Source organism: Sphingorhabdus sp. Alg239-R122 (assembly GCF_900537065.1).
Lineage (GTDB): Bacteria > Pseudomonadota > Alphaproteobacteria > Sphingomonadales > Sphingomonadaceae > Alg239-R122.
Map to the genome: position 1 here is coordinate 82,579 of NZ_UNRC01000002.1, position 13,541 is coordinate 96,119.

The 13,541-nt window shown below is 55.0% G+C and carries 13 protein-coding genes and 1 tRNA gene; 8 read left to right on the forward strand and 6 right to left on the reverse strand.

All coding sequences use genetic code 11. From position 1 onward, the window contains the following. Positions 1–44: 44 nt before the first annotated feature. The 3 genes from G6Q15_RS02335 to G6Q15_RS02345 all read right to left on the reverse strand — a co-directional run bounded on the left by G6Q15_RS02335 (position 45) and on the right by G6Q15_RS02345 (position 2,735). Positions 45–488, reverse strand: a complete 444-nt coding sequence (locus G6Q15_RS02335; RefSeq protein ID WP_164115271.1) for a DUF2497 domain-containing protein — start codon at positions 486–488, stop codon at positions 45–47. Positions 489–510: 22 nt separating this feature from the next. Next, positions 511–1,968 (reverse strand): TolC family outer membrane protein, encoded by a 1,458-nt coding sequence (locus G6Q15_RS02340; protein ID WP_164115821.1) that lies wholly within the window; start codon positions 1,966–1,968, stop codon positions 511–513. 77 nt (positions 1,969–2,045) lie between these two features. Further along, positions 2,046–2,735: a protein-L-isoaspartate O-methyltransferase gene (locus tag G6Q15_RS02345; RefSeq protein ID WP_240330707.1), complete on the reverse strand. Its 690-nt coding sequence runs from the start codon at positions 2,733–2,735 to the stop codon at positions 2,046–2,048. Positions 2,736–3,019: 284 nt separating this feature from the next. On the opposite strand from G6Q15_RS02345, the gene G6Q15_RS02350 reads away from it, so the two are divergent. Then, a tRNA-Cys gene (locus G6Q15_RS02350) sits at positions 3,020–3,093 on the forward strand. A gap of 133 nt (positions 3,094–3,226) precedes the next feature. Continuing rightward, positions 3,227–4,285, forward strand: a complete 1,059-nt coding sequence (locus G6Q15_RS02355) for a LacI family DNA-binding transcriptional regulator (protein ID WP_164115272.1) — start codon at positions 3,227–3,229, stop codon at positions 4,283–4,285. Here G6Q15_RS02355 and G6Q15_RS02360 read toward each other — a convergent pair. Continuing rightward, the gene (locus G6Q15_RS02360; RefSeq protein WP_164115274.1) at positions 4,282–4,887 is read right to left on the reverse strand and encodes a TetR/AcrR family transcriptional regulator; all 606 of its coding nucleotides are present in this window, start codon (positions 4,885–4,887) and stop codon (positions 4,282–4,284) included. The genes G6Q15_RS02355 and G6Q15_RS02360 overlap by 4 nt on opposite strands. 97 nt (positions 4,888–4,984) lie before the next feature. Here G6Q15_RS02360 and G6Q15_RS02365 point away from each other — a divergent pair, with 97 nt between their 5' ends. From G6Q15_RS02365 to G6Q15_RS02390, 6 genes are all read left to right on the forward strand, one after another. Continuing rightward, on the forward strand, positions 4,985–6,388 hold the full coding sequence (locus G6Q15_RS02365) for an NAD(P)/FAD-dependent oxidoreductase (RefSeq protein WP_164115276.1): 1,404 nt from the start codon (positions 4,985–4,987) through the stop codon (positions 6,386–6,388). A gap of 97 nt (positions 6,389–6,485) precedes the next feature. Continuing rightward, positions 6,486–7,736 (forward strand): efflux RND transporter periplasmic adaptor subunit, encoded by a 1,251-nt coding sequence (locus G6Q15_RS02370; protein WP_164115278.1) that lies wholly within the window; start codon positions 6,486–6,488, stop codon positions 7,734–7,736. Next, on the forward strand, positions 7,736–8,473 hold the full coding sequence (locus tag G6Q15_RS02375) for an ABC transporter ATP-binding protein (protein ID WP_164115280.1): 738 nt from the start codon (positions 7,736–7,738) through the stop codon (positions 8,471–8,473). Before G6Q15_RS02370 ends, G6Q15_RS02375 begins: the two co-directional genes overlap by 1 nt. Further along, positions 8,470–9,720, forward strand: coding sequence for an ABC transporter permease (locus tag G6Q15_RS02380; protein ID WP_164115282.1), 1,251 nt, complete (start codon positions 8,470–8,472; stop codon positions 9,718–9,720). The genes G6Q15_RS02375 and G6Q15_RS02380 overlap by 4 nt, the downstream gene beginning before the upstream one ends. A gap of 128 nt (positions 9,721–9,848) precedes the next feature. Then, positions 9,849–11,045: an acyl-CoA dehydrogenase family protein gene (locus G6Q15_RS02385; protein ID WP_164115284.1), complete on the forward strand. Its 1,197-nt coding sequence runs from the start codon at positions 9,849–9,851 to the stop codon at positions 11,043–11,045. Between the two features lie 39 nt (positions 11,046–11,084). Then, positions 11,085–12,227, forward strand: a complete 1,143-nt coding sequence (locus G6Q15_RS02390) for an acyl-CoA dehydrogenase (RefSeq protein WP_164115286.1) — start codon at positions 11,085–11,087, stop codon at positions 12,225–12,227. Here G6Q15_RS02390 and G6Q15_RS02395 read toward each other — a convergent pair whose 3' ends face one another. Together G6Q15_RS02395 and G6Q15_RS02400 are read right to left on the reverse strand one after the other, a co-directional pair. Continuing rightward, entirely contained in the window at positions 12,228–12,824 is a 597-nt protein-coding gene (locus G6Q15_RS02395) for a uracil-DNA glycosylase family protein (RefSeq protein WP_164115288.1), read from the reverse strand. Between the two features lie 27 nt (positions 12,825–12,851). Continuing rightward, positions 12,852–13,478 carry an SGNH/GDSL hydrolase family protein gene (locus tag G6Q15_RS02400; RefSeq protein WP_164115290.1) on the reverse strand — a complete coding sequence of 209 codons (627 nt, stop codon included), beginning with the start codon at positions 13,476–13,478 and terminating at the stop codon, positions 12,852–12,854. Positions 13,479–13,541: the final 63 nt, after the last annotated feature.

The following is a 13,541-nucleotide window of genomic DNA, read 5'->3' on the forward strand; positions in this document are numbered from 1 at the left end:
ACCGCACAAATGCGCGTCAGGACAAGTATTATCGGCCCCCATTACTAGCTTTTGCGGGTAATCCTGCTGATTTCGCGTGCCACCATATTCTCGACAATCTGCGGCAGGTTGTCATCCAGCCACTGTGCCAGCATGGGGCGCAGCATATCCCTGACCATGGCTTCCAGCGAAGATTCACCCGACTGCGCGGACGCAGAGGCAGGTTGCGGGCGGGAGAATGTGGACAGCGCCTCCAGTGATTCGCGCATCGCGTCACGTTTCGGATCGCTAACCATGGCATCTTCTGCAACAGGTGCGAAATCATCGGTCAGTTCCAGCACGTCGTCTTCATCGGCTTCGATATATTCGCTATCACTCATGCTGGTTGCGACCGGTGCAATGCCGTCTTTACCGCGGCCAGTGACCGCCGCACGGTTATCTTCCGCAATCACTTTTTTGATGGAAGCCAGAATTTCCTCAACGCTTGGTTCCGAACCGCGTTCTGCCATGTACTTTATCCTCGGGGAATAGTTATTCGTCTACAGGACCCATTGTCGCGGTTTGTGCGGGCGTGTCAACGGTGCGTGTGGATACAGGTTCAGGCAGTGGGTCACGGCTCCAGTCATTCCATTTCCCATCGACACGATCGTAATTGTCCTGCGGATCATAAAGCACGCCGCCATCCAGGCCCAGATCACGTGCTTCGGCGCGGCCCATGGCGGCCAGCAGGGTAAATCCGGCGACATAGGCATTGCGGCGGGCTGTCACCAACTGAACCTGCGCCCTCAGCAATTCCTGCTCCGCGTTGAGGATATCCAATATGGTGCGGTTGCCCACGCTGTTTTCGGCGCGTACACCTTCCAGCGATAAAGCGCTGGCTTCAACTGCCTGTTGTGAGGATTCAATAACCTGCAGGGATGCGCGCCAGCTGGAATAGGCTGCACGGGTCTGTGCGACGACATTGCGTTCGACTGCAATGGCCTGCTCCAATGCGGCACTGTAACGGGCCTGTGACTGGCGCACCCGCGCGCTAGGCAAGCCGCCCTGATAAAGTGGGACAGTAAGCCGGACCCCAGCATCGGCAGTTGTCTGTGCAAATGACTGGCCAAAATCGTCATTTGTGTTCGGAATGCCATCAGGACCTACATTTTGCAGGCTTTTGAGGAAATTGGAATAACCGCCATTGGCAAATACACTGACACGGGGCAGCTTGGTTCCATTTGCAGAACGTATGTCATAGCGGCTGGCTTCAATATCTTCCCTTGCTGCGATAAGGTCTGGATTGCTTTCCAGTGCAATGGTTACGGCTGCATCGGGTGAACCGGGTAGATTGGGCAGGGGCGGCGGTGCTTCCAGTCCGCCAGGAGGATTGCCAACCAGCTGGATATATACTTCCTTGCTACGGATCAGGTTGGCGGCGGCGCTCTGCAAATCGCTGCGTGCGATGGCAAGCCGTGAATCCGATTGCGCTATGTCAGTGCGGGTCAGGTCGCCAATCTCAAACCGGTCGCTTGTAGCCTGCAGATTGGTTTCCAATACGCGCACATTCTGCGCGTTCAGGCTGACGACCGCCTGATCGCGGATGACATCCATATAGGCTGCGACCACATTGCTGAACAATGCAGATTCCGTGCCGCGCAGATTTGCCTGGCCAGCCTGTACGCGTTCCTTTGCGGCACGCACATTATTGCGCACGGAACCGCCAGAATATACGGGCACGCTAAGTTGCACGCCTGATGTCAGTTGCCGTTCCGGAGATGTAAAGCTGGTCCGGCTTTGCTTTAGGAATTCGGTATAGTTCGTCTGGTTGGTGACATTGGGCCGTCCGTCCGCCTTGGCGATGGGCACGGTTTCATCGGTGGCGCGCTGCTGTGCCCGCGCTGCGGCCAGTGTCGGGTTTGTCAGATAGGCATTGACTAGCGCTTCACGCAAGGTATCCGCCTGTACCTGCATAGGGAAAGCGAGCGCGGCAATTGCAGCTCCTGCCATCCATTTGCGGTATTGTGATTTGCGTTTCGCCATTCTGCTTCCCTCGGCTGAAAAGTGCGTACCCTTAAGATAAGCCTCTAAAACTTATAACTTTTAGGTGCAATAAATTGCGGCAGTGTCATAATGTCTGAATCGGCAAATGGTGTAAGTCCAAATGTACCGTTTCTTTTGCGGCCCATGGCTATGCGTGTGACGCCATTTTCGACCAGTCCGGTCAGCAATCTGCCATTTTCGTCCAGTTGTTTGATAATAGTATCTGGCAGCTGTTCAACCGCGCCATCGATAATTATCAGGGAATAGGGCCCTTTGCGGCCGTGCCCTTTAACCAGGTCGCCACTTGCAGGTGCAATATTCCCGAAATTGCTTAGCTGCGATGCTGCATCACCCGCAAATGATGCATCTTCTTCCAGGGCCACAACCGATGCCACAAGCGGGGCAAGCAAGGCGGCAAGATAGCCGGTTGCCGATCCTATGACCAGCACATGGTCATCATGGCGAAGCTGCGCGCGATCCAGCATAAGGCCGGTGGCAAGCGGTGGATTCAGAACGCGCCCGCCTGCACCAAGCGGAACTGCGCGGTCCATATAAGCGGTCTGCTTGCGGCTTTCCGGCACGAAATCTTCGCGCGGAGTAACCGCCATGGCGCTAATGACGACGGGGTCATTCACGTCGCTGGGGCGCAATTGGCTTTCCACCATCACGCGGCGCATGGACGCAAAATCATTCTGAACTTCAGGCTGGGGGGTATCGGAAGTAGTGGAAACCATGAAAATTTTTATCTCACTGCAAAAATTGTCTTAGGCGCCATACTGTATTATAAACACAATACAGTCAAGCGATTTGGGATATCCTTACCGCTTCATATGCGCGCCGCCAAGATGCTATAGCCGAATATCGACCAAATGCAGCCATTTCTATGCAGGCGCCACTCAGCACAGCTGAATACGCCCTTTTATATGAACCATAACCTGGCGGGATTGTGCCATAAAATGGCAATAACGATAAAGATACCTTGACAAAATGATGAAAGCCTAGCAATTGCGCGGTCGGCGGCCCGATGGCGGAGTGGTGACGCAGCGGATTGCAAATCCGTGTACGCCGGTTCGATTCCGGCTCGGGCCTCCAATCGGTGATATTTGCCTATGTGCCACTCCATTTTTCTCCTAACAGTGCTGACAACCTTGTCTGACCGCATTTGCTGTGGCAATTATGATACGGTTTTGTGAGTGCGCCCAGAAGATGCGCGAAAGGTTTCCGATTGAACAGCATTGTCACTGAATCGGGCAAAGTGCCTGGTAAATCGCGTACAACAATGGTTGATGTGGCGAAGGATGCGGGCGTATCCTTTAAAACGGTATCGCGCGTTCTGAATGGCGAAGGGAATGTCCGGGACGAGACCCGCAGGCTCGTCTTGGAGTCTGCACAGCGGTTAAATTACTCTGTTAACGGTGCTGCGCGAAGCCTGCGTGTGGGCGGGCCGCAGATCATTGCTCTGCTGGTCGCCAATCCCAGCCGCAGCTATGTTGAGAGTATGCACCTGGGCGCGCTCAGGAGATGCCATGAAACCGGCGCACATCTCATCATGGAAGAATGCAATGATGTTTCCGGCATCGCTTCCATGATTGACAATACATCGCCGGTTGGCGTGGTCGTCACGCCGCCATTATGCGACAATCCTGCAGTCATCAAGTTGTTGCAGGATAGGGAAATTCCCTATGTGCTGATTGCACCGGATGACCCGCAATCATCGCGAGGAGCTTCCGTCAATATGGACGATGAAGCCGCCGCAAGGGAAATGACCGAATATCTTATCGGCATGGGTCATCGCAGAATTGCGTTTATCAAGGGACATCCAGAACATAATGTATCGGAAAAGCGCTATAGCGGATATGTGCAGGCGATGAAAAATGCGGACATTCAGTTATCTGCAGAGCTGGTGGAACAAGGCCATTTTTCATGGAGCTCAGGGCTTGTGGCCGCAGAGAAACTGCTCGACCTGCCCGAGCGGCCAAGTGCGATTTTTGCGAGTAACGATGATATGGCGGCAGCAGTCATTGCCGCTGCCTATCGCCGTAATATACATGTGCCTGGTGACATGTCCGTTGTGGGGTTTGACAATACGCAAGTCGCTGCGGTCATCAGCCCGTCACTTACAACGGTGAATCAGCCTATTGCTGAACTTGTATCGGAAGCCGTTGGCCTGCTTTCCAATCAAATGTTCCGTCATGGCGATACGTCTGATCCGGTTTTTTTGAAGCACCACATTGTGAAACGTGAGTCTGTAGCACGGCCTGCAAAGCCAGCCGGACAGCTCTAAAGTTCCAGCGCAGCATCAATCTGTCGCCCGGCTGCATCCAGGATCATGGGACGCCAATCCTGTATTTCGACCAGCTGTGATACAGCATTGCCACGCAGCCGCACAAAGCCGTGCAGCGTTGCCCATAAGGTAAGCGCGAACTCCTGTTTTTCCGCAAGCGTCGCATCTTTGGGCAGTGCCGATGATGTCAGCGCTATAAGCCGGGCAAAAGCTTCTACACCGGCGCGCCGCGCTTCTGGGGAAGGTTCATAGTCTGGATCAGCCTCCCCGAAGATAAGCCGGTAATGCGCGTCATATTTCTCCGCCAGGTCTATATAGCGTTTCATGCCCAGCATGATCGCTTCACGGGGGCCATGTTCCGAAAGGTCGATGTCCATGGCCGCGGACACTTTCTCAAACCCCTCTATATATAAAGCGTCAAGCACACCCTGCTTGCCCTGAAAATGGCTGTAGATGCCGATAGTGGACATGCCCGCGCGCCTGGCAATGGCGCGCACTGACAATGCAGGCAGCCCGCCCTCAAGGAACAGTGCGGAAGCTGCATCCAATATCCTGGTTTTCGTGTCGCCCTGCAAATCAGTCGTCTGTGAATCATGCACCATGATCCGATTTTAGCATGCCTTGACAAAATATAACAGCGTTATATAACGCCGTATAACACCGTTATATTCGATTCGTATTTATTTTAGGAACGCCCCCATGACCACGAAACTCAAAACTGACTACCTGATTGTTGGCAGCGGCGCTGTCGGTATGGCTTTTGCCGATACTCTACTCACCGAAACCGATGCCAATATCATCATTGTTGACCGTTATGCGAAACCGGGCGGGCACTGGAATGTCGCTTATCCGTTCGTGACCCTGCATCAGCCGTCACAGTTTTACGGTGTTAGTTCAAAAGAGTTGAGCAAGGGCCGGGTTGATGAGGTGGGCTTGAATAAAGGCCTGAATGACCTGGCCACGGGGCAGGAAGTCAGCGCCTATTTTGACGATGTGATGCGCCACCAGTTCCTGCCGACGGGCCGCGTGCAGTATTTTCCGATGTGTAACTATGAGGGCGAAGGCAGGTTCACTTCAAAGCTGAGCGGTGAGGCATTTGAAGTTGACTATGATAAACTGGTCGACTGCACTTTCCTCAACACCTCTGTGCCCTCGACACATACACCAGGCTTTACCATTGCAGATGGCGTGCCTTTTATTCCGCTCAATGACCTGCCCAAAGTGACAGAGGCGCCCGAAGGCTATGTCGTTGTCGGTGGGGGCAAGACCGGGATTGATGCCGTTTTGTGGATGCTGGAAACCGGGATTGATCCCGATAAAATCACCTGGATCATGCCGCGCGATGCCTGGCTCATCAACCGTGCGAATACCCAGCCTTCGATGGCGTTTTTCGAAAACACCATGGGTGCACAGGCGGCCCAGTTTGAATCGATCGCGAATGCGGAAAACATGGATGATATGTTCGACCGTCTGGAAGAATCGGGTTATTTCCTGCGTATCGACACTGACGTGCGCCCGAAAATGTTCCACGCCGCGACAGTGAGCGAGATGGAAATTGAAGAGCTGCGCCGCGTGAAAAACATTGTGCGTATGGGCCGCGTCTCGGCCATCGAGACCGACCGCATTGTGCTTGCCGAAGGCGAAATCCCGACCAGCACAAATCACCTGCATGTCGATTGTTCGGCGAGCGCGATCACGCGCGCCGACATGATCCCCGTGTTCAATGGCAACACCATTACACCGCAGACGGTGCGTGCTTACCAGCCGGTTTTCAGTGCCTCGCTGATTGCGCATGTCGAAGCGTCAAGCCGCGATGAAGCGGAAAAGAACCGGCTGTGCACAGTCGTGCCGCTGCCCAACAGCACCTATGATTATATGCGTATGACCGCCGCCATGATGATGAACCAGTATAACTGGGGGCAGGACAAGGAAATCCAGGCTTGGATGCTTGAAAACCGGCTCGACGGATTCAGCAAGATGGTATCCAAAGTTGATCCGAATGATACCGAGAAGATGGATATCCTCAATCGCCTGCGTGGCAACGCTGTGCCGGCCATGGCAAAGCTGCAGCAGTTTATTGCCGAAAGCGCGCCTGCTGCATAAATATATCGCACGCCTGTCTGACAGTTTGGCCTAAACCATCGACAGCATGGGCAAAAAGTGATTATGGTCCCCTGACTTGCAAACAGGGGCCATCATCATGCGTAAATTCGTTGGTTGGGTAAAACGTCATCCCGTGATTTCCGGCATTGGCGCGTTGATATTGGCACTGGTGCTTTACAATGTCCTTGTACCGTCGCCACCATCTTATGAATATGAAGTTGAGGCAGTATCAAAAGGTGATGTGACCCGGGGCATTTCAGCCAGCGGCAAACTGCGTGCGCTCAACACGATCAACGTAGGTTCTGAAGTGTCGGGGCAAGTCACGGCGGTTTATGTCGATTATAACTCGCCGGTCACGCAGGGCCAGCCGCTGGCGCAGATTGATGACACGCGGCTGCGTGCCCGGGTAACGCAGGCGCAGGCACAGGTGCAGTTGGCGCGAGCTTCACTGGCTCAAGCCGAAGCGGCCATTGCCCGCGCCCGTACCGATGTCGAAGTGCAAAGCCGGGATTTCGCACGACGAAAGGAACTGGCTGAAAAGGGTTTTGTGTCCAAGACACAACTTGATCAGGCACAAAACCTGCTTGCAACGGCAAAGGCATCACTAGCGACTGGACAGGCACAGGCTCAGTCGGCGCGTGCGCAGATTGCACAGAGCGCTGCCGAACTTTCTTCGGCGCAGCTTGACCTCAGCCGTACGCGCATACTTGCGCCCACCAGTGGAGTGGTGATTAATAAACTGGTAGAGCCCGGCTCGACTGTGACTGCAGGTTTCCAGACACCCAACTTGTTTGAAATCGCTGCCGACACCAGCAAGATGCAGGTCGAAGCTTCAGTCGATGAAGCCGATATCGGCCAGGTCGAAATCGGTCAGGCGGTGACATTCACCGTGGACAGTTTCCCGGACGAGAAATTCGCCGCCAAGGTACAGCAGATCCGCAAATCGGCAACTGAAGCACAAAATGCAGTCAGCTATCTGGTAATTCTTGATGTCGACAATATTGGCGGCAAATTGCTCACAGGCATGACCGCTAATGTCGAGATCATCACTGGTCGTAAAAAAGATGCCACGCGTGTCCCCGTGGCCGCGACACGTTTCCGGCCCAAGCAGGAAGACCGGCCGGAAGAAGGTGATGAGGCGAAGAGCAAAAGCGGCGATAATGACAAAACTACTGTCTGGCTTACCACCGACGATCCATACCGGCCCGAAGAAGTGGAAGTCCAGACCGGACTGGAAGGTGAGGACTATGTGGAAATCACCAATGGGCTGAAGCCGGGACAGAAAATATTGCTGCGTACCCGTAATCTTGATGGCAGCGAGGATAATGACCGCGGAGAGGATGACTGATGTCCCATCCGCTGGTCGCAACGACCAATCTTGTCAAAACCTATGAACTGGGCGGTGAGACAATCCATGCTGTGGACGGGGTATCGCTGACCATCGACAATGGTGAATTTGTCGCGATCATGGGTGCGAGTGGGTCGGGCAAGTCGACCTTCATGAACATGATTGGCTGTCTTGATGTGCCGACATCAGGCAACGTGGAAATTGATGGCATACCCACTAGTGATATGAGCGGCGATGACCTGGCGGATCTTCGTAACCGCAAGATCGGTTTTGTGTTTCAGCAGTTCAACCTGCTGGCCCGCACGACGGCGGTCGACAATGTTGCCGTGCCGCTTATCTATGCAGGCAAGAGCGGGGAAGAACGGCGTGACCTTGCGACGCAGAAACTGATCGCCATGGGGCTGGGTGACCGGCTGGTCAATTCGCCGGCGAAACTTTCGGGCGGGCAGCAGCAGCGTGTGGCCATTGCCCGCGCGCTCGTGACCGAGCCGCTGATGTTGCTTGCCGACGAGCCGACCGGCGCGCTCGATACACGTACATCCGAAGACATCATGCAGATTTTCCAGCAGCTCAACGATGATGGCATTACAGTGATCGTGGTGACGCATGAAGATGAAATTGCCGATCATGCCAAGCGCAAAATCATGTTTCGCGATGGCAAAGTAATTGAGGACGCGCCTGTCACAAACCGCCGCTTTGCCAAAGCGCAGGAAGAAGGGCAGGAGGTGCCGGCATGAAGCGCAGCCTGTCCTCGCGCCTCTCCGCTTGGCTGGTCAACATCTCGATCGCGATGACCGCGCTGCGCACCAATCTGATGCGTTCGATTCTCACCACCCTGGGTGTGATGATTGGCGTGTTTGCGGTGACGCTGGCGGTGGGCGTAGGTTCTGGCGCACAGGTATCAGTGCTTGAATCGATCAATTCACTAGGGTCAAACATGGCGCTGGTATTCCCGCAGCCTGATGGTGAGGGAGGACGCCGCAGTTTTGAGCGTGGCCGCCTCACAACCCGCGATGCGCGTGCTATCGAACGCGAAATTGACGGTGTAACCGATATCGCGCCGCAGCTGCGTGTAAGTATTACTCTTGTGGCTTCGGGCAATAGCACCTCTACCAGTGCAATTGGGGCCACACCCGCTTATGGCCGTGTGTCGAACGTTGCGGCAGAGCAGGGCCGGTTTATCACTGACGCGGATGTGCGCACGGCGGCGCGCGTTGTCGTGCTTGGTACCAGTACGGCCGAAAGTATGTTTGGTGACTATAATCCTGTTGGTGAAAGCCTGCGCATCAACCGCATCCCGTTCAAGGTAATAGGGGTTCTGGAATCAAAAGGTTCGAGTTTTGGCAATGACAATGACGATATTGCAATTATGCCGCTGAGCACAGTGCGGCAACGGTTTGTGGGCGATACACTGGCAGGCCCCGATGACCTGCATATCCTGTTTGTCGGGTTTCAGGATGGGGTGCAACTATCGACAGCCAAGCGCGAAATGACTGACCTTTTGCGGGACCGGTACAAGGTGCGTGGGCGTGACGGCAATCCATTCACCATCCGCACAACTGAGGAATTTATCGAGGAAACCGGACAGGTCACCGGTATATTCCAGACAGTGCTGGTGGCGATTGCATCGATATCGCTGCTGGTCGGCGGGATTGGGATAATGAATATCATGCTAGTGTCAGTGACTGAGCGGACGCGGGAAATTGGCCTGCGCATGGCGCTTGGAGCAAAGAAAAGCGATATCCGTAACCAGTTTCTGGTTGAGGCGGCAGTGCTGTGCGTAATTGGCGGCGCGATGGGGTTGTTGCTCGCCATTGCCGCCGGGCGGGTGCTCACTGCCTATGCCGATTTTCCGGTGCCGATCGGGCTGGGTGTTTCGATTGGTGCGATTATTTTCTCGGCGCTTGTAGGGTTGGTTTTTGGCGGTTGGCCCGCCGTGCGCGCTTCGCGTCTATCGCCGATAGAGGCACTGCGCACAGAGTGACGCTACGGCATCGGTGAAGCCGCAGTTTTCTCTCCATTTCCCGTTCACAAAGCTGTGCAAACAGTTTAAACAAGCGATTAAGAGTCGCGTTCTTCAGCAAGCGCGTGGACAATGCAGGAGAGAGCCATATGAACCTGGAATTCAGCCCCGAAGAAAATGCGTTCCGTGATGAAGTGCGCGCATTTATCGAAGAAAATTACCCAACCGATCTGCCCAAGCGTGGGCTCGCCGATGATATGACTCGTGAAGAGTTCCTGAAATGGCATAAGATATTAGGTAAGAAAGGCTGGTCCACGCCCGCTTGGCCCGAAGAATATGGCGGCACCGGCTGGACTCCGACCCAGCGTTATATCTGGCAGGAGGAAAATGCGCGGGTAAATGCGGTGATGCCGCTGCCTTTCGGGGTCGCGATGGTTGCTCCTGTGATCTATACATTTGGCAACGAAGAACAAAAGGCCAAGCATCTGCCAGGCATTCACAGCGGTGAAGTGTGGTGGTGCCAGGGTTATTCTGAACCGGGTGCGGGTTCTGACCTCGCATCGCTCAAAACGACCGCCGTGCGGGATGGTGACGATTATATCCTCAATGGCCAGAAAACATGGACCACATTGGCGCAGCATGCCGATTGGGGTTTCTTCTTGTGCCGCACCGATCCCACAGCAGAACGCCCGCAACAGGGCATCAGCTTCATTCTGGTCGATATGAAAACACCAGGCATTGAAGTGCGCCCGATCAAACTGATCGATGGCGGCTATGAAGTGAACGAGGTCTGGCTGACCGATGTGCGCGTACCGGCGGAAAACCTGATTGGTGAGGAAAACAAGGGCTGGACCTATGCCAAATTCCTGCTCGCGCATGAACGCAGTGGTATTGCCGGGGTGGCGCGTTCAAAACGTGCACTTGAAAACCTACGCGATATTGCGGACGCTGAAATGATGGATGGCGCACCACTGAGCGAAGACTTTGATTTTGCGCGCAAGCTGAGCCAGCTGGAGATTGATCTTGCAGCGCTGGAAATCACCGAACTGCGCACGCTTGCGGGCGAACAGGCAGGCAAAGGCCCTGGGCCGGAAAGTTCTATCCTGAAAGTGAAGGGCACCGAGATTCAGCAGCGGCTCACCGAGCTGACGGTCGAGGCGGTGGGCACATATGGCCTCCCCGATTTCCGCTCGTTTGAAGATAACCTGGCCAATGACAATGCGGTTGGCCCGGATTATTCGACACATGCCGCACCGCACTATTTCAACTTTCGTAAAGCCTCCATCTATGGCGGTTCGAATGAAATCCAGCGCAATATCATCACCAAAATGGTGCTTGGGCTTTAAGCATATATACCCACTGATAAGGGTTAGGAGATACAGATAATGCACTTCGACTTTACCGAAGAACAGACCATGATCCGCGACACGTTGGCGCGTATGGTGCGTGAAGAATATACATTTGAAACACGCCACAAGGTGATAGAATCTGACAGTGGCTGGCGGCCTGAATTTTGGGCGCAGCTGGCCGAGCTTGGCATATTGTCAGCGCCGTTCAGCGAAGAAGATGGCGGCTTTGGCGGCGGCCCTATTGAAACACTGGTCATTATGGAAGAGCTGGGCAAAGGTCTGGTTGTCGAACCATTTGTCCCCAGTGTGGTGTGCGCGGGCGGTATCCTGAAACATGGCGGCTCGCAGGCGCAGAAGGATGAACATCTCGCCGCAATAATTGACGGTAGCCGCGTATTTGCTTTCGCACATGCCGAGCCTCGGGGCCGTTATGACATGGCTTTCCTGGAAACCCGCGCAAAAGCAGATGGCGACGGCTATGTGCTAAATGGCCATAAGGCGGTCGTGATTGGCGCTCCATGGGCGTCACACCTGATCGTCACTGCGCGCACTTCGGGTGATGTAGCGGATCATGATGGCGCTAGTGTGTTCATCGTGTCCAAGGATGCGGAAGGCATTTCCACGCGTGACTATGCGACAGTCGATGGCCGCCGCGCGTCCGAAGTCTATTTTGAAAATGTGAAAGTCGGCGGCGATGCGTTGGTCGGCGAAGAAGGCGGCAGCCTGGGCCTGGTCATGCAGGTGGCAGACGAGGCCATCGCTGCGCTCTGCGCAGAAGCGTGCGGCGCGATGCAGGTCGCCAATGCAATGACACTCGATTACACCAAACAGCGCAAGCAGTTCGGTGTGCCGATCGCGAAGTTCCAAGTGTTGCAGCATCGCATGGCCGACATGTTCATGGAATATGAGCAATCAGTATCGATGTCATACCTTATCACTCTCAAGCTGGGTGAACCGGCGGCGGAGCGCGCGAAATTCGCATCCATGGCCAAGGCACGGACCGGACAGGCGGCGCGCTTTATTGGCCAGAACGCAGTGCAGACTTTCGGCGGCATTGGTGTGACGGACGAAGTGGCAATCAGCCATTATTTCAAACGCCTCACCATGATCGACAGTGAATTTGGGGATGCAGGTCACCACTTGAAACGTCATGTTGCGCTAAGCCGGAAGGCGGCTTGACTAATCGTTCAGTAAAGAGGCGATTCGGGCCCTGAGTGCAGGCAGCACATCGCTTTCAAACCAGGGATTTGTTTTCAGCCAGCGATTGTTGCGCGGGCTGGGGTGCGGCATCGGCCAGCGCACAGGCGCGTGGGTTTTCCAATCTTGTACGATGGAAGTGAGGCTCGCCTTTTTCGGCGGTCCGATATGCCAGTCGAGTGCATAGCGGCCGATCACCAGAGTGCAGGCAATATCGGGCATGCGTGCCAGCATCTTTTCCCGCCATGCAGACGCACATTCGGCGCGGGGGGCAAAATCACCGCTTTTGCCGGTGCCGGGAAAACATAGCCCTATCGGCACAATCGCGACTTTGGAAGTATCGTAAAATATGCTCCGGTCAATCCCCATCCATGCGCGCAGCCGCTCGCCCGATGGATCATCGAAAGGTTGGTCTTTGTGATGGGTGATGCGCCCCGGCGCCTGCCCCGCAATCAGTATACGCGCGCGTGGATCGATCTGGAATATCGGCCGCGGCCCGAGCGGCAGGTCAGAGCAGATATTGCATCCGCGCACTTCTGCTCTGAACTGTTCAATATCGCTATCGGATGATGTGGTCATGCCTGCGATGCTACGGGCATTGGCCGCTCAGGCCAAGGGTGAAGTTTTTTCGCTCCGGGCGCATGCACTGACGGCGCGATTGCGCCATATTTCCCGACCCTTTTCATCCGGATGGATGCCGTCGGTCGTATGTTCAGGTGCGATGGGCGGGATGAATACTGCTTCGATTTCTGCGGCTTTTGCCTTCACATAGGCGTTGGCAATATCGCTGTTGCCGATGCCGACTAGCGCAAAGGGACGCGTGGGCAGGCGCTCCAACATCGCATCGTATCTGACCTCGAAAGCAGCATCATCGGCAATGCCCTGATAGGCATCATTGGTGCCAATCGCGACAAGAACTTTGCGGGTGCGCAGTTTCGCAAAAACCCTCTCGCCCAAATCGGAAATCTGCTGGGTCGTGGCGCCTGCGACACTGGCATTGAGCGTGGTGCCGCACATGCCATCCAGCCAGATGGACTCGGCGATGCTATCACCCAGTACAACGGTATCAACACGGTCCGCCGATGCAGCGGCACTGGCGACCATGTCGCTGCGCACCTGCTTATAGGGCCTGCCGGGTTCCGGCCTGTTATGGTTTGTCCATGCCGTGTTGATTTGGAGCACAAGCGCGCATGCAAGCACAGCGATGGTCACAGGTTGGGAAATTCTCCGCATAATGTACTGCTACCACCATTTGTTTTGGATATGGTTAACAGTACGGTGGGGCAACATGGGCGT